Genomic DNA, 24,270 nt, shown 5'->3' on the forward strand with positions numbered 1-24,270 from the left:
AGGAAACCAACGACGCATGTCAATTCAGGATACGAGTCACGAGCAAAACATACTGGATAGTGCTGTTGCGCAAGGCGGCGCATATGAAATATTACGCAAACGCCTTACAGAACAAGGGCAACAGCTTCATCAAAAAGCAGCGCAACTCAATGACAGTCGTTTACAAGAGTTCGGTCAAAGCCAAATGGATATTATTGGCCGTATTCGTATTCGCACAGAAAATAATTGCCAAGCAAGGGATATTGTCCGAGTTGGTGAATGGCTTCTATTTGGCTATAACGTTTTCCTTGGCCTCAAAAGAGAAACACAAATTGAAGATGTGTTTTCTCTGTATCGACTGATTGATAACCAAGGTGAGTTTGATGTTGAAGCGGTCTCCTATGACGGCACCTTCCTCAGTGATACGCGCTTTATCCAAGATTTTACTGAGCTTTACACCTATTACAAAAACACCCAATTACTACAGTTAGTTGAACGTGATGGTAAGCTATTAGCTAGCTTTCAAATTGGTGAACGTATCACCGATGTGCGGGTTTTCCGCTGGTCTATCTCCAGTGATAAAAGCAAAATCGATTATATCGACAACCGCGGTGAACGCGACATCGCCCTTCCCCCTGCCTATGACTTTGAATGGGTGAAAACAACCCGTGAAAACACGGTTAATGGTCGTTTTCCGCATATCAATATTTTAGATACTGTTTTCGTTGAAACTATTGGTGGCGACCTCACCATAAAATGCGAAAATAACACAGAAGATGGCCTCGGCATTTATCGCGAAGCGGTGTTAGATAAAAACCAATCCCTAGATGATGCCCAAATTGAATATGCCCAAACAGGCAGCCTGATCTTACTGAAAATATTACCCTATCGCGAAGAGAACTGGCGCTATCTCGTCTACAATACACTGACTCAAACAGCTCAACGCATTGATGCGATTGGTCAGGCATGTGTACAGCTTCCCGAAGACCACGGCATTATTTTCCCAGGTGGATATTACTTACAAAATGGTGAGTATAAAACCTTTGATCAACCTATGGATGGCATGCGTTTTCGTCGCTTGCGCCGTTCCCCAAACGGTGAGGATGTCCTGTATGTCTTCTATTCGCCAAACCAAGGTCGTATCGCCCTCTTTAATTATAATTTGATTGAGCGAAAACTGGCGATTCCGCTGATCGGGCATGGTTATGCCATGCTTGAAGATGGGAAAATGGTTCTCTTTGAAGGTGAAGGTGACGAAGCCACTCGAGTTCACCCGATGCAAGTTTGGCAAACCCCTTTCTATTCAGAAGAATTTGCCGATCAACAGCCTGCGCGAGGGGGCTTTTTTGGTCGCATTGGTAACGCTGATCTTGTACGTGGCATCTCAGAAATTCTGCATATTGCTAAAGAAATTGAAGGTAATCAGGTTTCCGTTGCCCGCTATGAACAACTGAGCCAACAACCGAAAAACCTACTTGATATTTATTATTGGTTTAATGACGAGCAATGTTTAGGTATCGGTAAATTACTCAAAGAGATCACACAAACCAGTGAATTGGTCTTAGATGAGTATGAAAAAGTCGAGAGTATCCGCCAGCAATCAGCAAAATCGATGAATGAAGCGGTTAATCGGCAAAAGACACTGATGTCTTTAACATTACCTGAAAGCTGGAATGATATTCAGCAGTTTGTTGATGGGTTAAATGCACTCAGTGCCCAACGTGGTCACCTGATCTCCTTACGCGAATTCCGCTATATGGATTTAACGAAACTCGCGCAGATGGAAGAAGAAATTACGCAAGCACAGCAGTATGTTTCTCAAACTACCGCAACTTTCCTAGCGAGCGATAAAGCACTACAACCATTTAAAACGCAACTTTCTCAGTTTGAAGAGCAAATGGAGAGTGCTCAAAATAGTGCGCAGCTCGATATTCCAATGAATGGCATGGAAAAAATGTCTGCCGACTTGGATATGCTATCGAATCTAATGGCTTCGCTAAAATTTGATGATGTGACTCAACAAACCAACATCATTGATGCAATTTCACAAATTTATGCCCAATTAAACCAGTCACGCGCTCGTTTACAACAAAAACGTAAATCACAAAGTGCTGTCGAGACTGTGGCTCAATTTGGCGCACAATTCCGCCTATTTAGCCAAGGCATTACAAATGCCCTATCACTCTCCACGGATCCTGAACGCTGCGATGACCAGCTATCTAGGCTATTAGTCCAATTAGAAGAGTTAGAAAGCCAATTCAGCAGCCATGATGAGTTCCTAGAAGATATTCTCGCCAAACGCGAAGAGCTGCTAGAAACCTTTGAGTCGCACAAGCAAGCCTTATTAGATGAACGCCAACGCCGTTCACAAAACTTACAAACAGCAGCCGACCGCCTGTTAGATAGTTTGCAACGCCGCACTGCACGTTTACAGTCTCAAGATGAATTAAACGCCTTTTTTGCGTCTGATCCATTGGCAACAAAAACGCGTGAAATCATTGAAAAACTAAGAGAAATCAATGATAACGTCAAAGCGGATGATATTGATGCCAGATTAAAAGCAGCGCGCGACCAATCTATTCGCACACTACGCGATAAAACAGATATTTACGAAGATGGCGGTAATATAATTAAATTAGGGCCTCGCCATCGCTTTAGTGTTAACACCCAAGAGCTTGATTTAACCATCTTGCCGAAAGATAACCAACTTTGGTTATATCTGACGGGTACCGATTTCCAAGAGCCTATTGATAACCCTCAATTAGCTGAGTTACAACCTTATTGGTCAGCGGCACTTGAATCCGAGTCAGACGATGTTTATCGGGCTGAATACCTTGCATATTCAATTATCTACGCTGCAAGTAAGCGCCAAGATGGCCTTGATTATAATATGCTTAAGTCCGCGTTATCGGTGCCTGAGAAATTAGAGAAAATCGTACGCGACTTTGCAGCCCCGCGTTATAAAGAGGGCTATGAGAAAGGTATTCACGATCACGATGCCATCGCTATTTTGAAAAAACTCCTGCCTGTCGGAGAGAGTGCTGATTTACTGCGTTATAACCCAACATCGCGAGCAATTGCTGCGATTTTCTGGGAACAAGTACAAAATAATGAATATCCGGCTTTATGGCCAGAGCGCGCCAGAACCGCAATGAATATTCATCAGCTATTCCATAATGATGATGCTTTGCTCGATTTGCAGGCGGAGATCGAAGCAGACATTAGCCTATTTTTACAAGAGCACCCGATACCTTGTGAAAGTTACCAACAAACTCAAGCCGCGGAGTATCTTAGCTTTGCGCTGGCGAGAACGCCTATTGAATTAGTTTACAGTAAATATGCTAGAGACCTTGTTGCCGCCTTGCAAACTCGGTTAGAAGACGCCCATATGTGGATAGACTTCAACCGTTCCCAACAAAACCTTGCAGGCCGCTATGCTCAGCGTTGGGCATTGATTCAAAACTGGTTACAAGGGCTATGTTCAGTGCCTGAATTTGCCCATCTTACGCCTTATATTCCGGGTGCAATCGCCATTATTATTTTAGACAAAGTCGCATCAGCACGTTATAGCGAAGCTGATCTGTACTTCAAAGTTAATGGGTTATTAGGCGAACATCCAACGATAGAAAATCAAACCCTCTCGTTGAGCTTAGATAACTATTTCAGTCGCATGCGTTTTCAAAGAAAACGGTTTATTCCCGCATTCCGTGAATATCAAGCGTTACGCCAACGTGTTGTCATTGAAGAGCGCCGTCGTTTGAAGCTGCATGAGTTTAAAGCGCACCCTCTTAGCTCCTTTGTTCGTAATAAACTGATCAACGACGTCTATTTACCGATTATTGGTGACAATATGGCGAAGCAAATCGGTACTTTAGGGGAAGGTAAACGTACCGATTTGATGGGGCTACTCTTGATGATCTCCCCGCCTGGTTACGGTAAAACCACATTGATGGAATATGTTGCTGACCGCTTAGGCCTCATTTTCATGAAAATTAACGGGCCTGCGTTAGGTCATGACGTGTTATCACTCGACCCAGACCAAGCACCAAATGCAACTGCACGTCAGGAGCTAGAAAAACTCAATTTAGCGTTAGAGATGGGGAATAACGTGATGCTCTATGTGGATGATATTCAGCATACGCATCCTGAGTTTTTACAGAAATTTATTTCTCTGTGTGATGGAACAAGGCGCATTGAAGGGGTTTGGAAAGGAAAAACGAAAACCTATGACATGCGTGGTAAAAAATTCTGTGTTGTTATGGCAGGTAACCCATATACCGAATCAGGTGAAGTGTTCCGCATACCGGACATGCTCGCCAACCGCGCTGATATCTATAACCTAGGGGAAGTGCTTGGCGGCATGGATGATGCCTTCGCATTAAGCTACATTGAAAACAGTCTAACCTCAAACCCTGTACTTGCGCCGCTTGCTCTACGTGATCTCAATGACCTCTACCTTTTCGTTGATAAAGCAATGGGTAAATCAGTCTCAACTAATGCTTTGAGCTACCCCTATTCAGATGCAGAAATCAGTGAAATTGTCGCTGTCATTAAGCGCCTAATCACGCTACGCGATGTCGTACTCAAAGTGAATCAGCAATATATTGCCAGTGCAGCACAGTCCGATAAATACCGCACCGAGCCAGCCTTCCGTTTGCAAGGTAGCTATCGAAATATGAATAAACTGAGTGAAAAAGTGTCCTCTGTCATGAATGAAGAGGAGCTTGAACGTTTATTGGATGATCACTACCTCGGTGAAGCACAATTACTCACCACAGGAGCAGAAGAAAATTTACTCAAATTAGCTGAAATTCGCGGTAAGCTCACGGAGCAACAGGCCGCACGCTGGCAACAAATCAAAAAGGACTTTATGCGCAATAAAGCACTAGGTGGGGATAATGCAGATGTGGGTGACCGTGTTGTTGCACAACTTGCTGATCTGGTTGAAAGTGTACAAGCATTAAGCCAGCAAGCATGAAACAGTGGTTGAACCAACGACTGAAACTACTTGCTATTTTGGCTGGGCTATTGGTCATCATCCAAGTGATCAATAGCCTAACAGGCTATTCGTTAAATCGCTTTGGTATCATCCCCAGAAGCTTAGAGGGCCTCATCGGTATCCCCCTTTCCCCCTTTATTCATAGTAGTTGGGGACATTTACTGAGTAACCTTCCTCCTTTACTGATCCTCAGCGCAGTACTGCTACATAGAGAGATCCGTGAATATCTATTAGCTTCGCTCTTTATTATTATTACTGGTGGATTAGCTGTTTGGTTAGTTGGTCGCTACGCCATTCATGTTGGCGCAAGTGGTTGGATTTTCGGGCTTTGGGGGTTACTGATCGCCCAAGGTTATTTTCGTCGCAAACTTTCTGACATTATCATCACTGTCTTGGTGCTATTTTATTTTGGCGCAATGGCATCCGGCTTGCTGCCCGTTCATCAATATATTTCAACTGAATCGCATATTGCTGGTGCAATATCGGGTATTTTCTATGCATGGTGGGTTAATCGCCGCAAGAAAAGCGCCCTTTCACCTACAGAAAGCTAATTTTTAGCTAACGTGATCAGATTCACTTTTAATATTTTTTTTTATTTTTATGTATCCTTTTTTATCTACTTGGTTCACATATTAATAATTTAACTATTATTTAACTCTTCATTTACAAATTAGTGATTGTTAGTCTCATAAAACAATAAAAAATGGAGACTCACCTGATGAAGATAAACAACTTATTATCTGCGGTTATTATTTTTGGATTAACAACACTTTCATCTACTGGCTATGCCGAACCGAATAAAATCAAAATCGATCGAGATAGCTACGGCGTTCCTCATATCTATGCCGATGACGTATATAGCCTTTTTTATGGTTATGGCTATGCTGTCGCCCAAGACAGGCTTTTCCAGATGGAAATGGCAAAACGCAGTACCCAAGGCACCGTTTCAGAAGTGCTCGGCAAAGATTTTATTGCCTTTGATAAAGATATCCGCAGTAATTACTGGCCTGACTCCATCCATCAACAAATTAAAAATCTCCCTAAAGAAGAACAGGATATCCTACGTGGCTATGCAGACGGCATGAACGCTTGGATCAAACAAGTGAATGCGACACCAGATAAATTAATGCCTAAACAATTTATTGATTATGGCTTCACACCATCTCAATGGAACAGCTTTGATGTTGCCATGATTATGGTGGGCACTATGGCTAACCGCTTCTCAGATATGAACAGTGAAATCGATAATCTAGCCTTATTAACCGCCTTAAAAGATAAGTATGGTGAGCAAACAGGGTTAGCAGTATTCAACCAAATAAATTGGCTAAACAACCCTAATGCCCCCACCACTATTGATGCTCAAGAATTTACCTATTCAGATACAAAAAATAAAAATAAACAATCTCAGGTGAATCAAATAAACGATTACCGTCTAATTCCCCCTATGTTTGAGCGCCCTGCAAAGGATGCCTCCGGCAAATTAATCGCATTAACAGCACAGCAAAATAGCCAATTGATTGCCAAGCAATATGAGCAAGGCGGTGCGAACGGGTTAGCAGGTTACCCAACGACGAGTAATATCTGGGTTGTCGGCAAATCAAAAGCCGATGGCGCTAACGCAATTTTGCTCAACGGCCCACAATTTGGCTGGTTTAACCCAGCCTATACCTATGGCATTGGTTTACATGGTGCTGGTTTTGATTTGGTTGGCAACACCCCTTTCGCTTATCCAGCAATATTATTTGGCCATAATGGCAACATAGCATGGGGATCAACGGCTGGTTTTGGTGATGGTGTCGATATTTTTGCAGAGAAACTCGACCCAAAACGTCCTAACTATTACCAACATCAAGGCCAATGGAAAAAAATGCTCAGCCGCCAAGAGGTCATTAACGTGAAAGATGCTTCGCCTGTCACATTAGATGTTTATCGAACGGTGCACGGCAACATAGTCAAACAAGATAACAGCGCTAACATCGCATACAGCAAGGCTCGAGCGTGGGATGGAAAAGAAGTCTCTTCTTTGATGGCATGGGTAAAACAAGCACAAGCCAAAAATTGGCAGCAATGGCAAGCTCAGGCACAAAATCAAGCACTGACCATTAATTGGTATTATGCCGATCGAGATGGCAATATTGGTTATATCCATACAGGACATTACCCTGAGCGCCAAGAAAACCATGACCCTCGCCTTCCAGTGCCAGGTACCGGGGAGTGGGATTGGCAAGGTATGCAACCCTTTGCCAATAACCCAAAAGTGTATAACCCGAAATCCGGTTATATTGCCAACTGGAATAATTCCCCAGCCAAAAACTACCCCGCTAGTGATTTATTTGCTTTCTTATGGGGTTCGGCTGATCGAGTGACAGAAATAAATAGACTGATAGAATCAAAAGCTTTGTTAAACCAAGAGGATATGTGGGATATCCTAAAACAAACCAGCCGTGTTGACCTCAATCATCGCTTATTCACCCCTTATATCATCCGTGCTACGCGTGATTTACCTGCCGATGATGATGCAGTAAAACTTGCTAATATACTGAACCAATGGGATGGCATTAATCATCTTACAAAGGATGGTAAGCATTATATTCAACCAGGCTCGGCAATATTAGATATCTGGCTCAAGGAGATGTTAAAAGCGACTCTCGGTCAAGCTGTACCGGCTCCCTTTGATAAATGGTATTTAGCCAGTGGCTATGAAACAACACAAGACGGCCCTACAGGTTCACTGAATATTAGTACGGGGGCCAAAATCTTATATGAATCGTTATTAGGACAACGCTCTGCAATTCCTCAAGCGATTGATCTCTTTGCAGGCAAACCTCAAGATGAGGTCATTCACCAAGCATTACGCAATACTTATCAGCAGATGACCCTAAAATATGGTGATAATCTTGCAAGCTGGCAAACCCCTGCCACGGCACTCACTTTCAGAGCCAATAATTTCTTTGGCGTTCCTCAAGCTAATGCAAAAGAGCGTTTTCATCAAAATGAGTATCATAATAGAGGCACAGAAAATGATTTGATCGTGTTTAGCGATGGTAAAGTGAAAGCTTGGGATGTCGTCGCACCAGGCCAAAGCGGTTTTATTTCACCTCAAGGCAAACCATCACCTCATTATCAAGACCAATTGTCGCTCTATGAACAATTTGAAAAGAAACCATTATGGCTCACAACGGAAGAATTGACGCCGCACATCGAATCTAGCGAACAGGTTGAGATCGAAAAATAGTCAATCTCAACAGGGCCGAGGTAACACTCGGCCCTATTTCATTTGCTGTACACGATAGACACAACGTCCCGCGCCATTTAACAAATATTGCTCACGCTCAACTGTCACATCACTTCCCATAATATCGCGAAACAGTTGCAATTCTGAACGACAAAAATTTTGGCAGACCGTCGCCGCAGCACAGATAGGGCAATGATTTTCAATAAATAACCAGCTATTACCATCTTGCTCAATATGTGCCATATAACCTTCTTCGTTGCGAACATCGGCTAATGCCTGTAATCGTTCAACAAAAGGTAAAGAGCCACATCGCGACAAATATTTCGCCTTAACTTCCCCTTCTCGTTGGCTAATTAGCTTTTCCAGCCCTTCATTACCAAAAATATTTTTTACAGAATCAATGAGCTGCAATGTTAATTGAGCATGTGTGTCAGGAAAGCGCTGATGCCCTAATGCTGTGAGCACCCAATTCTGCCTTGGTCGGCCCGCTCCGGTTTGAGAGGTACATTGCACCCCTTCAACTAAACCTAAAGACGTCAGTTTCTGAATATGCTGGCGTGCCGCTTCCCCCGTCATTGCCAAGTCTTTTGCAATCACAGCTGTCGAGATAGGACCTTTTGTTTTTATGCAAAACAAAACCTTATCAACCGCTTGGCTGATATTTAAATTATCAAAGTAATCACTTGCATTAATCATTCTGTCACTCTAATATCCAAGTCAGTACTTGGATATTAACGTTTTTTTAACTCTCTCGTCTAGCAGGTCTCGCTATGAGCAATGAACCCTCCACGACAACTCAAGCTAAGTGGGCTGATTTACTTAGTGGTCGTAACGCATTATTGACGATTGCCCTCACCGGTGGTGTCGCTCTTCATGCTATCAATATTTATATTGTGACAACTATCTTACCTAGTATCGTCAATGATATCGGTGGTCTTGAATATTATGCGTGGAATACGACGATTTTTGTTGCTACTTCAATTGTGGGTTCAACACTGTCGAGTAAAATACTCAATCAATTAGGGCCTAAATTCGCCTATTTAACGGCTCTGCTTATTTTCTCATTAGGCTCCATTTGGTGTGCACTGTCACCATCAATGTTAATGTTACTTGGCGGGCGAGCGTTACAAGGGCTAGGCGGTGGAATTTTATTCGCCTTAAGCTACGCCCTTATTCGCATTGTGTTTACTGAAAACCTTTGGTCACGTGCCATGGGCATTGTTTCCGGTATGTGGGGAATAGCGACACTTTGCGGTCCTGCTATTGGTGGAGTATTCGCTCAAACGGGTCATTGGCGCTGGGCTTTTTGGTCATTACTTCCCGTTGCACTTCTACTCGTTCTAATCGTGATAAATCAATTGCCTAAAAGGACAAATCAATCCCAACAGATCAGTAAACTGCCTGTTCTCGCCATTTCACTATTAGTGATTTCCGTCTTAGCGATTTCCATCGGTAGCTTATCCAGTCAGTTGATATTCAATGCCATTGGCCTATTCGTTGGCCTTATCTTATTGGTCACTATCGCAAAAATCGATGGTAAAAAAGGTAAGCGATTACTACCAACAGGCACTTATTCATTAAAAAATTCACTCGGTGTGATTTATTTAACGATGAGCTTGTTGGTGGGTGGTATGACAACGGAAATTTATGTTCCTTATTTCTTACAAACCATCCACCACTTCTCCCCATTATCAGCAGGCTATCTTACAGCGATTATGGCAGCAGGTTGGACGATTGGCGCATTATTAAGTGCCAATAAAACTGGCCCAATCGTGTTAAAAATACTTCGTACAGGGCCAATCATCATATTTATTTCATTAATTGTGTTAGCCATTTTGACTCCTCATACGGAGCTTGTGAGTTCAATCTTACTGTTTACAATTTATTTAGTCGCAATGATGGGAGTTGGCCTTGGTATTGGTATTTGCTGGCCACACTTGGTGTTAAAAGTGTTCAGTGTCGCCCCTAGTGGTGAAGAAAATCTCGCGTCTTCATCCGTCATTACCGTTCAACTATATGCGACTGCGCTTTCTGCCGCGCTCGTGGGTGTCGTCGTGAATAACAGCGGGTTGATTTCCCCTGGTGGAATAGCAGGCGCTCAACAAGCCTCTGTTTGGTTATTTATTTTATTTGCCATTTGTCCATTCTTTGCCGCACTGTTGATCAGGAAAGTGAAGTAATACTCCCGCGTGGGGGATACGTGGTAAAAGCAGGGAAGTGTCATTTAATTCACTTCCCTTTATTCATTAACGTTAATTTTTACGGAAAAAGTAAGGGATACACAGCGTGCTGATTATGACAATAATCGCTGTCGATACCATGACACCAAAAAAGGCTTGATCAAACGCTATGTGCGCTTGATTTATCAATAAATTAGCACTTTCGTGCGGCAGATGCTCCGCAACAATAAAAGCTTCATCAATGCTATCATAAGCTTTATTATCAACGACTAAGCTATCGGGCAATGATAATTTCATTGTATAAATGGCACTCATCAATCCCCCCATAAAGGTTACACCCAACACACTACCAATTTCATATGCGACTTCTTCAATAGACGCGGCCATACCGGCTTTTTTATCTGGCGCATTGAGCATCACGGTTGTTGAAGCTGTCGTAAAAATAATTCCTAAACCAAAACCAATTAAAAACAGGAATAACAATAAGATGAAACCTGTTGAGGTTTGATAAATAGAAATGAGACCAAGTACCCCTGCCAAAGTACAAACAAAGCCAATGACGGTTAAACGTCTTTCCCCCATTGTATGTAATAACATTCCAGTTAATGGGCCTGCTAATACAGAAGCAATCGGGATCGGGATAATATACAGCGCCGCTTGAAGTGGCGTATACCCCTGAACTAATTGTAGTCTTTGGCTCAATAGGAGTTCGACACCCACAATAATCACCATCGATAATATCGCCATTAAAATACCGGCACTAAAACGAGGGTTAGAAAATAATTTAAAATCAATCATTGGTGATTCAGACGCTATTTGTCTGCGGCTAAATAACCATAAAAATAGCCCACCGATAACCCCAACAATAGTCAACTCCCACCAATTGGTATAAGGCTTACCCAGCTCTTTTAGAGCATAAATAATGCCAACTAACCCGACTAGCACTAACCCAGAGCCAAGATAATCAATTTTTTGTGAGCCTGTTCCGCCACATTTAGGAATTAAAAAATAGGCAAAAGGTAATACCAGCAATACCACAGGAACATTAATTAAAAAGACCGATCCCCACCAAAAGTGGTTAAGCAGCGCACCACCAACCAAAGGGCCTATCGCAGCACCACCTGATGCCACCGCCGACCAAATACCTATCGCAAGTGCACGCTCTTTTGGATCTAAGAAAACGTGTCTAACAATCGATAAGGTTGCAGGCATACTCAGCGCCGCTCCCACAGCTAAAAAGCCTCTGGATAAAATTAGGCTCATTGCCGTCGGAGAAAATGCCGCACATAAAGAAGCGACCGCAAATAAAGGTAGCCCTAACAGAAACATGACCTTATGGCCAATGCGATCACTAAGCATACCCGCAGCAGGCAACAGCCCAGCGACAATTAATGGGTAAGCATTCATGATCCACAATTTTTCAGAAGATGTGGCGCCTAAATCATGCGTTAATCGCGGTAACGCGGTATATAACACCGTCACATCGATAACAATCAGAAAGAGTACACTTGATACTAAAAGTAAAATAATCCAGCGTTTATAATTTGCTAGCATAAAATCATCTCAACAAGTTTATTTAATCACTATTTATTCATGATCGTGCTACAATATAAATCCATACGTATGTATTGAAAAGAGGTTTTTGTTAAATGGGACGTCAACGAACTATCGATCGAGATAAAGTGCTCGATGCCGCTGAAAACATCGTACTTAACCAAGGTGCTGCTGCTCTGACGATTGATGCAGTCGCAAAATCCATGGGGATCTCTAAAGGAGGGGTTCAATACTGTTTTGGTAACAAAGATGCCTTAATCGATGCAATGTTTGAACGCTGGGGTTATACCTATGAGCAAATATTTAACCGTGAGATTGAAAAAGACAGCTCCCCAGAAAATCGTATTAATGCCCATCGGCTTGCAACCTATGAACATGACAAAGTCGCGATGGCGAAGGGGGCAGCATTAATGGCAGCTTTACTACAAACCCCTGAATACTTAGAAAGTACCCGTGTTTGGTATCGTGATAGATTGCGCCATATAGACACCTCAACAGAGCATGGCAAACGCGCTCGGCTGATGTTTCTTGCTACCGAGGGCGCCTTTATGTTGCGCTATTTTGGTTTGATGGAAATAGACGAAAACGAGTGGCAAGAGATGTTCCATGATATGTCACGTTTTTTAGGCTAACGTGACAAACCTAGGAACTTATCCTATAAAAAAACAATCGTTCGTTGTATCGATACAGAGATACAAAAAATCGCTATTTTTCATTACGACGAAATAAATGGACGGGAATGATGCCAGAAACGGTAAGCAAATTAGGCGTATTTTTATTTGTGGGTATTTAGCCACTTCTTTGCCTGCAAAATTAAAGGTAAATCTACCATTTTGCCATCCACTTTAAAGGCGTACTGCTCTTGAGATTGTTGTAATACTTTTTTTGACCAAGCCAGCTGCTGCTGTGTTATATCAAACGATCGCTTGATAATAGCAATTTGATTGGGATGAATAGCTAATTTTGCTGTAAAACCAAGAGCTTTAGCATGCAAACACTCTTGCTCTAAAGCAGCCAAATCATCAATATCTGGTGTGACACAGTCAATAGGAGCTAAAAGATTTGCAAGGCGAGAAGCAAGCACCACTTGTGTTCTTGCAAACAACAGTGATTCACGAGACATGTCACACTGCATATCAAGAGAAAAGTCTAAAGAGCCGAATGCAAGGCGCTCAACACCTGAATGTGCGATATCATAAACACGGTGTAACCCCCATGCCGTTTCAATGATAGCAATCATCGATAGTTGCGGATTATCAAAGAGATGTTTTTTAACATCGTTGATCATCGCTACAGATTCAACTTTAGGTATAACAAGGTGAGATAAATAGATGAATAAGTTATTTTTCTTTAGCCAATCAATATCTTGATCATATTCAATACTATTTGGCTGGTTAATTCTAATGGCTATTTTTTGCGTTACCTCCTTTCTTGGATAATGGAGTAACCAATCCATAACTTCCTGCCTAGCAAGAGATTTATGTAAAGGATGGACTGAATCCTCCAAATCTAAAATCAACACGTCTGAGCCACTAATACACGCTTTATCAAAGAATTGAGGGTGATCTCCGGGTACAAATAAATAAGTTACAGAACAATTAGTCATCGTGAACCTTCCTAATCAATCATTTGAATAACATATTATTTTCCCTTACATCTCAATTGAGAATAAAAAAAACAATAATTCTCATTTACTATTTTTTTCGGCAATGCTAACTTTATTACCAATATCTTTCAAGTATTCAAAATTATTTTTCTAGTTAATGATATTCATCATTAATTAATTCGTTCTCATAGCTATAAGAGGCTAATCATGACGAATACCCCTAAACAAACAAATGTTTTAAATATTAATGCTGAATTTTCTCATCATAATAGCCTTAGGCGTTTAATTCATTGCTTGTTTGCAGAAAAACTGATTGATAAAAAACAATTTTATTGGGATTTTGATTATTGTGGATATATTTATCAATCCATAACATCATCATTTAAAATCCTTTTCACCGATGTAGATATATACCCTGCCAATACCGTATTAAGTTATGGAAATATTTATATAATCGATAAAAACAATCAAAAGGAAATTATTCAAACGATAGATGACATGCTTGATATATTAAAAGAAGATTTAAATATAGCGTTTACCCCTAACAATTTAAATAAATTAAAAAATGATATAAAAAACAGTGTCGATAATGACATTAATGCACGCAACTTCCGCATTAATTGGTCACACGATATTAGCCAACAAATGTCTAAATACGGTTTTAATGACTTAACTGATTGGGTCGTTCATAAATACAGTATCCGCGATGCGGCTTTGTTTCTCGACCAATGGGGCTCACTTGAAGGGCATCCCTATTATCCAACATGGAAAAGCCGACCAAACATGAAAGCCAAAGATGTTATGGCTTACTCTCCTGAATTTAATGCTACGGTGAATCTTACTGTCGCAGCTCTACGCCGAGATATGGCCTATATTGAAGCATTGCCGCATGTCGCTAATATTCACCTCTGGTTTCTTCAACAATTTCCACTTACTGGTCAACAATGGTGTGATTGGCTTGGGCAGCAAGGTAGGGATCCTCAACAATGGCTTCCATTACCCATTCATCCCTGGCACTTAAATCATTGGGTAAAAGAGCAAGCAGCAGAACTCATTCAAGATGAAATACTGCTTATTGATGGGCCTCAATTAGAGACCAAACCGACGATGTCCTTTAGGACCATGCTCCCCACAGATGCCACTAATAAGGCATTTGTTAAATTACCCATCGCAGTTTGGATGACAAGTGAAATGCGTAGCTTGCAAGCAAAATCCATCCATATGGGGCCTAGAATTAGTCAGTTAATCGATACCATCTTAAAACAAGAGAAAAACTTTCATGGGAAATTAGAATCTCTACGTGAAGATCTCGGTATCCACTACCGACATGCCATTGAACAAGATGATTCAGCTGGGCGCTTTCTTTCTGTCGTATTTCGTTGCACGAATTCTTATGAAAGAAGTGACAATTTATTGCCTATCACGGTTGCAACACTCTTTACTGCTTTACCAAATCAACAAAAACCGATTTTCACTGAACTCATTGAAAAATCAGGATTAACTCCTCGTGAATGGTTCCGCAGCTATACAAAAGTTATTTTAGAGCCTGTTATATCTATGTATTTGATATATGGCATTGCTCTTGAAGCTCATCAGCAAAATACCCAAGTACTCTTCACATCAGAAGGTATCCCAGAAAAATGTTTAATCCGTGACTATGGTGATGGCCGAGCCTTTTTACCCCTATTGCACCAACAAGGCTATCAATTACAAGCCTACTCTTGGCCCGGTATTTTACCGACCGTTTTTGAAGAGGATATAGAACCTGTACGGAGTTTTTTGATTGACGCTTGTTTTGTAAGCCATTTACATGAACTAGCTGTCCATATTACTCGTTTTTACCGCTTAACTAACCACCAGCTTTGGAGGGAATTAAAAAATATAACTCAATATATTTTTGAATCAGTTAAGCCTCGAATTGATGAAAGTTTTTGGAGGCAAGAATATGAAATATTTATGAATTCACCTTGGCAAACTCGCTCACTACTCACTATGCATATCCAACGATATATTAATTACCGAATACAACATGGTTTAACGAACCCATTTTTATTATTTCAATAAATAAACTTTATCTAACAGAAGGTAATACTAGGTTTGTTCCCTTCCTTGTAAATAAAGCGAATAAAACGACTAATTCAATATGAAAAATAACTTATTAACTATACCATTTAAAGACATAGCAAAACATAAAATTACCTATCACTCTTTATTTTGTGTGGTAATTTCATTCTTTTATCCTAATACCCTTTTTGCTAAATCAGATAATAAGCTCAGCAAAGATAGTATCATCGTATCAGCTAAGGGTAATAATAACCTACAACCTAACCTTTTTTCTTCAAGATCAATACAAGCGGGGCTATTAGGGGATAACGATATTATGGATATTCCCTTTAATATCACTAATTACAATTCAGCTTATTTAGAATCACAACAAGCACAACAAATTTCAGACATTCTTTCTCACGATACTTCGATACAAATTAGTAGCTCTAAAGGTGGACTACTTGACTCACTATATATTCGAGGCTTCCCTATAACGGAAGGTAATATCGGTGAGTTTGCGCTTAATGGTATCTATGGTGTATCCCCTAACTTTCAATTATTAGCAGACTACGCTGAACGTGTTGATATTCTAAAAGGACCAGCATCTCTGTTATATGGTATGTCACCTGAAGGGGGGGTTGGTGGTGTTATCAATGTCGTAACCAAACGTGCCAGTGCGCAGCCTATCACTCGCTTAACCGCCCAATATCTAAGTGACTCCCAGTTAGGTGGTAAATTAGATGTTGGCCGTTTATATGACCTAGGGAATAACCAATATTTTGGTATTCGCGTGAATGGAAGTTACACCAATGGTAATACTGCCGTTGACCATCAAGACCGTCGGCTCGGCGTCGGTGCTATCGCGCTAGATTATTCTAGTGAACGCTTTCGCGCTTCATTGGATCTCATTACTCAAAACCAAAATATGAATGCGACTAATCGTCCATTTTTTTTAGGGGAAAATGGGGTTGTTCCACCTGCGCCTAGTGGGAAAACCAATTTAGCTAGCCCATGGACATGGTGGAAATCCAATGATGATTCCGCCTTATTACATATGGAATATGATGTGCTAAGCAATACCTCATTATTTATGGATATTGGTGGTGCTCGAACCCGTATCGATCGGGTTAATGAACAAACCTACACCGTCCTTAATGATCAAGGGGATATCTCCACATATATCATGAATTTTCAAAGCAAAACCCAGCGTTACTCTGTTGGCACTGGTATCAAAAGTGAATTCATGACAGGAAATACCTCTCATCAACTCGCATTACAGTGGAACCGCTATTTTGATCGTTATAATGTCGGTACAAATGCAGGCACGCCATACAATACCAACTTATATCACCCTACTTATATTGATAAACAAATCCCTGATTACCCAGAAATAACAAAACGCTCCGAAAATACACTTTCAGGGGTTTCATTGGTCGATACAATTGGCTTTTTTAACGATAGCTTTATGGTCACCCCCGGTATTCGCTATCAAAATATAAAATCTGATAGCTTTACTTTAGGGGCTCTTTCAACAACTTATGATGAATCCGCTATTACCCCATTAGTCGGTTTATTGTTTAAACCTACTGATAATATCTCGCTATATGCGAATTATGTTGAAGGTCTCAGCAAAGGAAGTACTGCTCCGGTTAATGCTAAAAATAGCGGCGAAATGATGAAGCCATTTCGTTCTAAGCAATATGAGTTAGGCGTTAAATATGAACAACCCGTCGCAATAACAACACTGAGCCTTTTCCAAATCAGTAAACCAAGCGGGTCATTAGACCCTAACAGCCTGATTTATTCTGCCAACGATGAACAACGTAATCGTGGTATTGAGCTAAGTGTCTCTGGTAAGCCATTTGATTCTCTCCGTTTAACCGGCGGCGTCACTTATATTCAAGCAGAGCTCACCAAAACTGCATCTGGGCAAAATAAAGGAAATGAACCGATTGGCGTTTCCCCTTGGGTCGCAAATTTTGGTGCGGAATATGATATCCCTTCTGTTTCAGGTTTAAGTATCAATGGCAATATCAATTACCATACTCGTCAATACGTTAATAAAGAAAATACTCATTCAATACCTTCATGGACAACCGTCGATATTGGCTCTGCCTATAAGACTAAGATATCGAATACGCCTGTTACGTTGAGACTAAATATCACCAATATTTTAAATGAGCGTTATTGGTCTGGTGTAGCCTCCTACAGCACATTCGCTCAAGGCTCTCCGCGAACCGTACTCGGTTCTATTTCAGTTGATTTCTAAGAGGTGAAATCATGGTGAACCAAACTAACTTAACCCATTTTTTATCGGTACCTTATCAATCTATCAAAACCGTAGCGCCAACAGAATTACCGCCGCTCATGGATGAGCAGGTCAAACGGCTATGTTTTGAAAATAATGAAAGGCTGGTAGAACTGGTTAAGCAGTATGGTTCCCCATTAAACGTGATTTTCCCTCATACCATGCAACAAAATATTCTAAAACTGAATGCTGTTTTTCAAGAACATGGTGTAACAGGGCGCATTATGTATGGCGTGAAAGTTAACCAATCCAATATCCTAGTCAAAATAGCCGTTGAAGAAGGTATTGGCGTTGATGTATCAAGCCTTCATGAATGGCAAGATGCCTATGACTATGGGATTTCACCAGAAAAAATTTGTGCTACTGGTCCTGCGAAGACCAATGAATTTCTTTGGAAACTGATATTACATAACTCACTGATTGTCGTTGATTCTCTTGAAGAATTACAAGATATCCTCAACCTATTATCAGGAACATCATTCATCGCGAGGGTTCTATTTCGCTATCAACCACAAATGAGCCGCTCTAGGTTTGGCATGAAATCTGCTGCATTTATAACGGCACTTCAATTAGCCAAACAGCATGCAGGCTTACTTTGGCAAGGTATCCATTTTCATTTAGGTGGCTATAAAAGCGCTTCACGCGTACAAGCTTTCCGTGAATTACAGCCACTTATAAAATCAGCACTGTCATTGGGGTTTGAAATTAAAACCATTGATATTGGCGGCGGGCTACCGGTTCAATATGTTTCAACGAGGCAATACCAATCATGGATAGATAATCAAACGAGCCAATATTACCAAAATAACCGTATACCAACCGATTTTTACCCTTATGGAGGGGAACAATCAGCCACCCAATGGTTAACTACATTCCTATCATCCCAATACACAGAAAACGAAACCATCTCTCAATACCTTAAGAAAAACCATATCACACTAACGATAGAGCCCGGCAGATGTTTAGTCGATCAAAGTGCAATATCGCTATTTCGAGTTGTGCGCGTTAATCAGCAATTCCAACATCCTATTATTTTTGTTGAAGGCAGTAGCTTTAGTGCCTGTGAAACTTGGTTTAACTCAGAGTTTTTACTCGATCCACTACATGTTTTAGTACCACACTCAAAACAACATAAACAGCGCCCCACCCGAGTATGGATAGCAGGACATAGCTGTTTAGAAAATGATGTGATCACCCATCGCTTAATTTTATTTACTCACCTTCCTCAAGCCGGTGATTTGCTCATTTTCATAAATACAGCCGGATATCAAATGGACTTACTTGAAAATCAATTTCATCGGCACCCTATTCCTTGTCGATTGTATGCACTGGAAAATCATGATGGGCAGTTTATTTTTTTCAAAGATAACAAATAGGAATATTTATGATCAGCAGCAAAGTCACTGATTTGATCGGCAATACACCTGTTTTACGTATCGCTGTTACCCACAAAAAAAGTGCTCTATTTCTAAAAATGGAAAAGAACAATCCAGGGGGAAGTATGAAAGACAGAATGGCTCGAAACATGGTTATTGCTGGCCTTAAATCAGGAAAAATAAAACCTAAAAGCACTATTATCGAATCCTCATCAGGTAATACCGGAATAGGACTCGCGCTGGCAGCAATCGAGTTTGATTTGCATTTTATCGCGGTTGTTGACCACCATGCCGCCCCCGACAAAATTTCTATTATGAAGGCGCTAGGCGCAGATATTCGCTATGTTACAGGTGATTATCAAGAGGATGAAGTGGCTGTTGTTGAACGGCAACGCCTTGCCAGCGAGTTAGCATCTCAACTGCCTAATGCAACCTTTTTGAATCAATCAGATAATGCTGCTAATTCAGGAGGTTATGCAGCTTTAGTCTGTGAGCTTATTGAGCAAATAGGTAAAATTGATGCTTATGTCGGTTGTGTCGGTACAGGTGGCTCTATTACTGGCATCTCTCAAGGGTTAAAGGCTCATAACCCACAAACGATTACCGTCGCTGTAGAGCCTGAAGGCTCAATTATTTTTGGTAACCCAGGCAAACCCTATTATCAATCAGGAACAGGGACGCCAAAAGGGGACACCGTAGGCTTAGTGCTCGATTACAGTTGTATTGACCATAATGCTCAAGTTTCTGACTGCCAAGCTTTTGAAACAACCCGTTTTCTCGCCAACAAATACGGTTTATTAGTAGGAGGGTCAACCGGAGGCATTGTCTATAAAGCCTTAGAATATATAAATACAGATATTCTTAGCGGCAATGTCGTGGTCATTGTTGTTGATGGCGGTGAAAAATACCTGAATACAATATTCAACGAACAATGGTTAAGCGCTCGCAACCTGATTTCAGAGGAGATTTCGCATCAACTCAATCGTTGGCTAACGAATACCATTCCACTAGAGCAAGCTAACTAGAGGAAACCATGATGATAGATAACAAACAGCTCAAGGTTGTTGTCTGTGGGGGAGGCCAAACCGGTCATTTAGCGGTTGCTCTGTTTAGCCATTTCGCTCATGTTAAGGCATCATTACTTACCCAAAATCCTATAACCGTCGAACGCCACCAGCAGCAGAACCAAAAATTATCAGTTCACTATCATGATGGAAAAGTTATTGATTATTCGATTGAATTAATAACTAATTTACCGCAAATCGTCATACCTCATGCCGATATAATTATTCTTACTGTTCCTTCCCATCAACAAGCAAATTGGCTAAATTTTATCTCACCCTACTTATCGACATCCCACACGGTGTTTATTGGCGCCATTCCCGGTATAAATGGCTTTGATTGGCTTGCTGAACAATTTTTTAAAGATAAACCTAATGTCGTAATATGGGGCATGAAAGATGTGCCTCATATTGCATGGGGTTTAGAACTTGGCACAAAAGTTTGTTTCGGTGGTGAGAAATCTGAACTCTTTATTGCGTTTCATCATCGAGAAAATGAAACAAATAAAAACCAACTCCATTGTTGGTTATCGGAAATATACTCGGCTCCTATTACTATTCTTGATAATTACTTAGAAATAACCCTCACTCCCGCAAATCCTATTATGCACAGCTCAGTCATTTATGGGCTGATAGGCCCCTACGCTCAATGGCATCAACGCAATTTTGAATCTCCACTGTGCTGGTGGAATGATTGCCCTGAACTTGGTGCTTATTATTTACAGCGCTGTGATGAGGAGCGACTGGCGATTTGCCAATATTTAACCAAAGAATTGGCAATCTCACTTAATACCGTAAAACCTTTAATTGAAGAATTACGAGAAGCTTATACCGAACAAATCGAGGATGCCAAAACACTATGGTCAATTCTTCGTTCAAACAAGGCCTACCATGGTATTCAATTACCTCTTATAAAGGCTGAAGGCGGTGGCTGGGTCTTCAATAAAAACCATCGCGTTTTTCAGGAAGATATTATTTATGGTTTGTGCTTACTCGTTAATTTAGGGAAGCATCTCAATATCCCTATTCCCTATATGCAAGAGATCTACACTTGGTGTATGGATTATTTAGGGCTAAAACCTGAAATTCATCACCCTATATTTACCAAGATAGACCTCACTCAATATAGGGTGGCTAAACGGTGAAATTGCTTAAAAACCATCTGATTATTGGGTTCTTATTCGGTATTCAAATAATATCAATGGGTGCAATGGAAATGAGTGGGCCATTTTGGCCTATTCATTTGCAAAATAACAGCTCAGATTCACTACTCCCTTTCGCCCTAACAATGGTCTATGTAGCCCCCATGATTGGCATCATGCTAACCAGTACTTTTTGGGGGAAAGTTGGTGACCGGATGGGGAATAAAGCAATGATAATCCGAGCCTTGCTTGGGTTATCAATTACCCAAATTTTACTGTCATTCTGTAATGACCCTTGGTTAATTTTACTATTAAGGTTTATTCAAGGAGCATGTGCGGGGTATATAGCGCCAGCGCAAGCTTACGGAGTGGCGGTAACAGCCCCTAGAAAACGGACTCATCTCTTTGCCCTACTACAAATATCAACCAATATAGGCTCTCTATTAGGGGCGCTGGCTGGCGGGTTAATTTTAGATTATCTCAATTTCTTTTGGATCAATATGATGGCTGGGTGGCTTTGTATGTTAAGTGCCGTGGCTGTTTTTCTATTTTTACCATCAGATAAGCATTCCCCCCTTTTATCCCCCGCCAAAACAGCCCATACAACGAAAAAAAACGGTTCCCCTCAAACTATCGTTAAACAATTGATGTTGCTTACAGGGTTATTATTAATGATCCGGCTTATCACCCTGCCCAGTTTCTCCTTATATATCGAAAAAACCTACTCAACAGACTATTGGGTAATAGGGCTTATTTATGGATTACAAGCGATGGGGGTGATCCTATCGGCTCAATTATGGGCTAAATGGTTTGAACACCAATCCATTGTTGCCTCTTTGACACGCTTAAGATGGATTATCTTTGGCTGCGCGGCTATTGCCATCAGTCTCGCAAACGCTTCAATTATTTGGTTTGCCTTACTCTATTTTATTTGGGGAATTTTACTGGGCGCAACCACTCCCATCTTAACAGCACTGATCTCCTCAGCATCGCCAGCAGAACATCAAGGTTATGTACTTGGTTTATCGCAAAGTATTAATCAATTTGCATCAATCGGGGGGATCTCTCTCGGCAGTATTCTTATTATTTACCCTGGAATCAATATGCTTTTTTATTATATTTCAGTCGGTTATCTAATATGCCTTAGCACGATTATTTTACTAACAAAACATATCATCAATAAGGAACAATATGAAAAAAAAGTATAGGCTACACCAGCAAATGGCTAAATTTTTACTTATTCTTTTTGGGTTATTATTTTCCACAATAATCTCAGCAAAACCGACCGTTGTTACAGATATACTTGGTAGAAAGGTCACCGTAAATACCCCCATAAAAAAAGTCATTTTAGGTGAAGGGCGTATGCTCTACCTTGTCGCCATGCTAGATAAAGATAATCCAGCAAAACGTATTGTTGCGATGGGGAATGATATGCAAACGTCAGATCCTGCAACATGGCGACAATACAGTACTTATTTTCCTCAACTGAACCGTATTCCCACATTTGGCGGCACTGAAAAACGTTCACTCAATATTGAAAAAGCATTAGCGCTACAACCCGATGCTATCATCATGAATATTGAGGCAAAAACAGCAATAGAAGAACAAGGGTATGATAAAGCATTAGAGAAAGCAGGGATCCCTATTGTCTATATTGATTTTCGCTATAACCCATTAAAAAATACGACGCCAACGATGCGCCTATTCGGCACTTTATGGGGTAAAGAAGAAATAGCAGAAAAGTTTATTGAATTTAGAGATAAGCAATTAAAACGAGTGAGTGATGTATTAAGTAACCAAAATCCTAAAAAGCCACGTATTTTTATTGAGCGCATTGGTGGATATACCGATGAATGCTGTCTGACATTTGGCAATGGTAACTTTGGGCGTTTTGTTTCACTCGCCGGAGGTGAAAATATCGGTGAAAAAAATGCGCCTAACACATTTTATATGATGGATCCGGAGCAAGTTATTGCCGCAAATCCTGATAAAGTCGTTGTTACCAGTGCAAACTTTTCATCATTTATGCCTAATGGTGATTGGATTGGTTTAGGGCCAAATGAAAATATGGAAGCGGCAAAAGCGAAGCTAAAAAAATACCTAAAAAAGCCTGCTTATACCGGAAGTAATGCCGTCAAAAACCAACAATTTTATGCAATTTGGCATCAATTTTATAATAGTCCATACGATTTTATTGCAATCCAACAATTAGCACGTTGGTTCCATCCCGAATTATTTCCAGATTTAAATGCAGATGAAACATTTAAGGCGCTTTACGATAAATTTTTACCGATCAGCTATGAACCTGGTTACTTTGTAAGTTTAGGTGATAAATAACCATCTTGATAAGAAGGAGGGGGTATGACTATCAATACCTATCATATTGAACTGAAGCCAATACAATTTCTTTGCTCATCAGAAGAAACGGATCAACGCCACGTCGACTATTTAAGTAAAAAAATAATTGGTGAGGGTATTTGGACAACCCCTATTCCTTGCGAAATAAACTCCGGCATTATTATGGATGGCAACCACCGCTATCAAGTGGCTAAGCGGTTAAATCTGACTTTTCTCCCCTGTATTTTACTAAATTACCAAGATGAACGAGTCAAAGTAAACCATCAAAACTCAGATCAACCTTATAATATACAAACAATTTTTGATGTTATTTTACACCAAAACAAACTCCTTCCTTATAAAGCAACGTGTCATTACTTTTCACCATCATTGCCAATAATTGGTATTGATCTCAGCATGTTAAGATAAAAATAAAAAATCCGATTA

16 protein-coding genes are annotated in these 24,270 nt (G+C 40.7%); 13 read left to right on the plus strand and 3 right to left on the minus strand.

The features are described from left to right. Nucleotides 1-16 precede the first annotated feature (16 nt). The 3 genes from PR833_RS15625 (at nucleotide 17) to PR833_RS15635 (ending at nucleotide 8,213) form a co-directional block, all read left to right on the plus strand. On the plus strand, nucleotides 17-4,957 hold the full coding sequence (locus PR833_RS15625; protein ID WP_272526331.1) for a DNA repair ATPase: 4,941 nt from the start codon (nucleotides 17-19) through the stop codon (nucleotides 4,955-4,957). Beyond that, nucleotides 4,954-5,529, plus strand: coding sequence for a rhomboid family intramembrane serine protease (locus PR833_RS15630; RefSeq protein ID WP_004924046.1), 576 nt, complete (start codon nucleotides 4,954-4,956; stop codon nucleotides 5,527-5,529). Before PR833_RS15625 ends, PR833_RS15630 begins: the two co-directional genes overlap by 4 nt. A 152-nt stretch (nucleotides 5,530-5,681) precedes the next feature. Continuing rightward, nucleotides 5,682-8,213 carry a penicillin acylase family protein gene (locus PR833_RS15635; protein WP_404935975.1) on the plus strand — a complete coding sequence of 844 codons (2,532 nt, stop codon included), beginning with the start codon at nucleotides 5,682-5,684 and terminating at the stop codon, nucleotides 8,211-8,213. 33 nt (nucleotides 8,214-8,246) lie between these two features. Here PR833_RS15635 and PR833_RS15640 read toward each other — a convergent pair whose 3' ends face one another. Beyond that, complete coding sequence (locus PR833_RS15640) at nucleotides 8,247-8,909, minus strand: helix-turn-helix transcriptional regulator (RefSeq protein WP_040132622.1); 663 nt, start codon at nucleotides 8,907-8,909, stop codon at nucleotides 8,247-8,249. Nucleotides 8,910-8,983: 74 nt separating this feature from the next. Between PR833_RS15640 and PR833_RS15645 the strand changes: the two genes are divergently transcribed. After that, nucleotides 8,984-10,393 carry an MFS transporter gene (locus PR833_RS15645; RefSeq protein WP_072502653.1) on the plus strand — a complete coding sequence of 470 codons (1,410 nt, stop codon included), beginning with the start codon at nucleotides 8,984-8,986 and terminating at the stop codon, nucleotides 10,391-10,393. A gap of 72 nt (nucleotides 10,394-10,465) precedes the next feature. On the opposite strand, the gene PR833_RS15650 is transcribed toward PR833_RS15645, so the two are convergent. Then, complete coding sequence (locus PR833_RS15650; protein ID WP_004924034.1) at nucleotides 10,466-11,947, minus strand: MFS transporter; 1,482 nt, start codon at nucleotides 11,945-11,947, stop codon at nucleotides 10,466-10,468. A gap of 95 nt (nucleotides 11,948-12,042) precedes the next feature. Between PR833_RS15650 and PR833_RS15655 the strand changes: the two genes are divergently transcribed. Next, on the plus strand, nucleotides 12,043-12,579 hold the full coding sequence (locus PR833_RS15655) for a TetR/AcrR family transcriptional regulator (RefSeq protein WP_072502652.1): 537 nt from the start codon (nucleotides 12,043-12,045) through the stop codon (nucleotides 12,577-12,579). Between the two features lie 143 nt (nucleotides 12,580-12,722). On the opposite strand, the gene PR833_RS15660 is transcribed toward PR833_RS15655, so the two are convergent. Next, nucleotides 12,723-13,553 (minus strand): HpcH/HpaI aldolase/citrate lyase family protein, encoded by an 831-nt coding sequence (locus PR833_RS15660; RefSeq protein ID WP_060560771.1) that lies wholly within the window; start codon nucleotides 13,551-13,553, stop codon nucleotides 12,723-12,725. 207 nt (nucleotides 13,554-13,760) lie between these two features. On the opposite strand from PR833_RS15660, the gene PR833_RS15665 reads away from it, so the two are divergent. The 8 genes from PR833_RS15665 (at nucleotide 13,761) to PR833_RS15700 (ending at nucleotide 24,252) form a co-directional block, all read left to right on the plus strand. Further along, entirely contained in the window at nucleotides 13,761-15,617 is a 1,857-nt protein-coding gene (locus tag PR833_RS15665) for an IucA/IucC family protein (protein ID WP_060560770.1), read from the plus strand. Nucleotides 15,618-15,933: 316 nt separating this feature from the next. Continuing rightward, the gene (locus PR833_RS15670; protein WP_237683248.1) at nucleotides 15,934-17,868 is read left to right on the plus strand and encodes a TonB-dependent receptor; all 1,935 of its coding nucleotides are present in this window, start codon (nucleotides 15,934-15,936) and stop codon (nucleotides 17,866-17,868) included. Between the two features lie 11 nt (nucleotides 17,869-17,879). Continuing rightward, nucleotides 17,880-19,283: a Y4yA family PLP-dependent enzyme gene (locus PR833_RS15675; protein ID WP_014657147.1), complete on the plus strand. Its 1,404-nt coding sequence runs from the start codon at nucleotides 17,880-17,882 to the stop codon at nucleotides 19,281-19,283. Nucleotides 19,284-19,291: 8 nt separating this feature from the next. After that, entirely contained in the window at nucleotides 19,292-20,308 is a 1,017-nt protein-coding gene (locus PR833_RS15680; protein WP_076914792.1) for a PLP-dependent cysteine synthase family protein, read from the plus strand. Between the two features lie 8 nt (nucleotides 20,309-20,316). After that, nucleotides 20,317-21,489, plus strand: coding sequence for an NAD/NADP octopine/nopaline dehydrogenase family protein (locus PR833_RS15685; protein ID WP_072197197.1), 1,173 nt, complete (start codon nucleotides 20,317-20,319; stop codon nucleotides 21,487-21,489). Then, nucleotides 21,486-22,694 (plus strand): MFS transporter, encoded by a 1,209-nt coding sequence (locus PR833_RS15690; protein WP_072502649.1) that lies wholly within the window; start codon nucleotides 21,486-21,488, stop codon nucleotides 22,692-22,694. Before PR833_RS15685 ends, PR833_RS15690 begins: the two co-directional genes overlap by 4 nt. Next, nucleotides 22,678-23,823, plus strand: a complete 1,146-nt coding sequence (locus PR833_RS15695; protein ID WP_072502648.1) for an ABC transporter substrate-binding protein — start codon at nucleotides 22,678-22,680, stop codon at nucleotides 23,821-23,823. Before PR833_RS15690 ends, PR833_RS15695 begins: the two co-directional genes overlap by 17 nt. 24 nt (nucleotides 23,824-23,847) lie before the next feature. Further along, complete coding sequence (locus tag PR833_RS15700) at nucleotides 23,848-24,252, plus strand: ParB N-terminal domain-containing protein (protein ID WP_061064555.1); 405 nt, start codon at nucleotides 23,848-23,850, stop codon at nucleotides 24,250-24,252. Nucleotides 24,253-24,270: the final 18 nt, after the last annotated feature.

The organism is Providencia sp. PROV189, from assembly GCF_028480065.1.
Classification (GTDB): Bacteria; Pseudomonadota; Gammaproteobacteria; order Enterobacterales; family Enterobacteriaceae; genus Providencia; species Providencia stuartii.

Bases quoted from the DNA above. Each gene is read 5' to 3' on its own strand.
- PR833_RS15625 (WP_272526331.1), top strand. From the start codon at position 17: ATGTCAATTCAGGATACGAGTCACGAGCAAAACATACTGGATAGTGCT.
- PR833_RS15630 (WP_004924046.1), top strand. From the start codon at position 4,954: ATGAAACAGTGGTTGAACCAACGACTGAAACTACTTGCTATTTTGGCT.
- PR833_RS15635 (WP_404935975.1), top strand. From the start codon at position 5,682: ATGGAGACTCACCTGATGAAGATAAACAACTTATTATCTGCGGTTATT.
- PR833_RS15640 (WP_040132622.1), bottom strand. From the start codon at position 8,909: ATGATTAATGCAAGTGATTACTTTGATAATTTAAATATCAGCCAAGCG.
- PR833_RS15645 (WP_072502653.1), top strand. From the start codon at position 8,984: ATGAGCAATGAACCCTCCACGACAACTCAAGCTAAGTGGGCTGATTTA.
- PR833_RS15650 (WP_004924034.1), bottom strand. From the start codon at position 11,947: ATGCTAGCAAATTATAAACGCTGGATTATTTTACTTTTAGTATCAAGT.
- PR833_RS15655 (WP_072502652.1), top strand. From the start codon at position 12,043: ATGGGACGTCAACGAACTATCGATCGAGATAAAGTGCTCGATGCCGCT.
- PR833_RS15660 (WP_060560771.1), bottom strand. From the start codon at position 13,553: ATGACTAATTGTTCTGTAACTTATTTATTTGTACCCGGAGATCACCCT.
- PR833_RS15665 (WP_060560770.1), top strand. From the start codon at position 13,761: ATGACGAATACCCCTAAACAAACAAATGTTTTAAATATTAATGCTGAA.
- PR833_RS15670 (WP_237683248.1), top strand. From the start codon at position 15,934: ATGGATATTCCCTTTAATATCACTAATTACAATTCAGCTTATTTAGAA.
- PR833_RS15675 (WP_014657147.1), top strand. From the start codon at position 17,880: ATGGTGAACCAAACTAACTTAACCCATTTTTTATCGGTACCTTATCAA.
- PR833_RS15680 (WP_076914792.1), top strand. From the start codon at position 19,292: ATGATCAGCAGCAAAGTCACTGATTTGATCGGCAATACACCTGTTTTA.
- PR833_RS15685 (WP_072197197.1), top strand. From the start codon at position 20,317: ATGATGATAGATAACAAACAGCTCAAGGTTGTTGTCTGTGGGGGAGGC.
- PR833_RS15695 (WP_072502648.1), top strand. From the start codon at position 22,678: ATGAAAAAAAAGTATAGGCTACACCAGCAAATGGCTAAATTTTTACTT.
- PR833_RS15700 (WP_061064555.1), top strand. From the start codon at position 23,848: ATGACTATCAATACCTATCATATTGAACTGAAGCCAATACAATTTCTT.